Source organism: Nonomuraea sp. NPDC004354 (assembly GCF_053602555.1).
The window spans coordinates 1-2,182 of sequence record NZ_JBSGDV010000052.1 but is presented as its reverse complement, the minus strand read 5'-3'; the positions used below and the strand labels follow the sequence as shown (position 1 = coordinate 2,182).

At 66.2% G+C, this 2,182-nt stretch carries 1 protein-coding gene; it reads left to right on the top strand.

Features of this window, described 5'->3' with window-relative positions; all coding sequences use genetic code 11:
• Positions 1-2,182, top strand: a 2,182-nt coding sequence (gene rpoB, locus ACWENQ_RS46025) for a DNA-directed RNA polymerase subunit beta (protein WP_452419803.1), incomplete at both ends; no start/stop codon positions are given.

Below are 2,182 nucleotides of genomic sequence, written 5' to 3'. Positions count from 1 at the left end.
CGGCGGAGTTCATCAATAACACCACTGGTGAGATCAAGAGCCAGACGGTGTTCATGGGCGACTTCCCGCTCATGACGCCGAAGGGCACCTTCATCATCAACGGCACCGAGCGTGTCGTGGTCTCGCAGCTGGTCCGCTCCCCGGGCGTCTACTTCGACCGCAGCGTCGACAAGACCTCCGACAAGGACCTGTACGGCTGCCGGGTCATCCCCTCCAGGGGGGCATGGCTCGAGTTCGAGATCGACAAGCGCGACAGCGTCGGTGTCCGCATCGACCGCAAGCGCAAGCAGGCCGTCACCGTGCTTCTCAAGGCGCTGGGATGGACCAACGAACAGATCCTCGAGCGTTTCGGCCAGTACGAGTCGATGCGCGCCACCCTGGAGAAGGACCACACGGCCGGCCAGGACGACGCGCTGCTCGACATCTACCGCAAGCTGCGTCCGGGTGAGCCGCCGACCAAGGAGTCGGCGCAGACCCTGCTGGAGAACCTCTACTTCAACCCGAAGCGGTACGACCTGGCGAAGGTCGGTCGTTACAAGATCAACAAGAAGCTCGGGATCGACGCGGAGATCACCCAGGGGACGCTGACCGAGGACGACATCGTCGCCACCATCGAGTACATCGTCAGGCTGCACGCCGGCGAGGAGTCGATGCCGGGCGCCGAGGGTCGTGAGGTCATCGTCGAGACCGACGACATCGACCACTTCGGCAACCGCCGTCTGCGCAGCGTGGGCGAGCTGATCCAGAACCAGGTCCGCCTGGGCCTGGCCCGCATGGAGCGCGTCGTCCGCGAGCGCATGACCACGCAGGACGTCGAGGCCATCACGCCGCAGACCCTGATCAACATCCGCCCGGTCGTGGCGTCGATCAAGGAGTTCTTCGGCACCTCGCAGCTGTCGCAGTTCATGGACCAGACCAACCCGCTGGCCGGCCTGACGCACAAGCGGCGTCTGTCCGCGCTGGGTCCCGGTGGTCTGTCGCGTGAGCGCGCCGGCTTCGAGGTCCGCGACGTGCACCCGTCCCACTACGGCCGGATGTGCCCGATCGAGACGCCGGAAGGCCCCAACATCGGTCTGATCGGCTCGCTGGCCTCCTTCGGCCGCATCAACGCCTTCGGCTTCGTCGAGACTCCTTACCGCAAGGTCGTCGACGGCAAGGTGACCGACCAGATCGACTACCTGACCGCCGACGAGGAAGACCGTTACGTCAAGGCGCAGGCCAACACCACCCTCAACCCGGACGGTTCGTTCGCCGAGCCCCGCGTCCTGGTTCGCACCAAGGGTGGTGAGACCGAGCTCGCCCGTGCCGAGGAGGTCGACTACATCGACGTGTCGCCGCGCCAGATGGTGTCGGTGGCCACCGCGATGATCCCCTTCCTCGAGCACGACGACGCCAACCGCGCGCTCATGGGCTCCAACATGCAGAGGCAGTCCGTGCCGCTGCTGAAGAGCGAGTCGCCGCTGGTCGGCACCGGCATGGAGTACCGTGCCGCGACCGACGCCGGCGACGTCATCAGCGCCGAGAAGGCCGGCGTGGTCGAGGAGGTCTCCGCCGACTACGTCACGGTCATGAACGACGACGGCACCCGCACCACCTACCGGGTCGCCAAGTTCAAGCGTTCCAACCAGGGCACCTCGTTCAACCAGAAGCCCATCGTCGCCGAGGGCGACCGGGTCGAGGTCAACCAGGTCATCGCCGACGGTCCCTGCACCGACAACGGCGAGATGGCGCTGGGCAAGAACCTGCTGGTGGCGTTCATGCCGTGGGAGGGTCACAACTACGAAGACGCGATCATCCTGTCCCAGCGGCTGGTCCAGGACGACGTCCTGTCCTCGATCCACATCGAGGAGCACGAGGTCGACGCCCGTGACACCAAGCTGGGTCCCGAGGAGATCACCAGGGACATCCCCAACGTCTCCGAGGAGGTCCTGGCCGACCTCGACGAGCGCGGCATCATCCGCATCGGCGCCGAGGTCGTTCCCGGTGACATCCTGGTCGGCAAGGTCACCCCGAAGGGTGAGACCGAGCTGACGCCGGAGGAGCGGCTGCTGCGCGCGATCTTCGGTGAGAAGGCGCGCGAGGTCCGCGACACCTCGCTGAAGGTGCCGCACGGTGAGTCCGGCAAGGTCATCGGCGTGCGGGTGTTCTCCCGCGAGGAGGGCGACGAGCTTCCTCCGGGTGT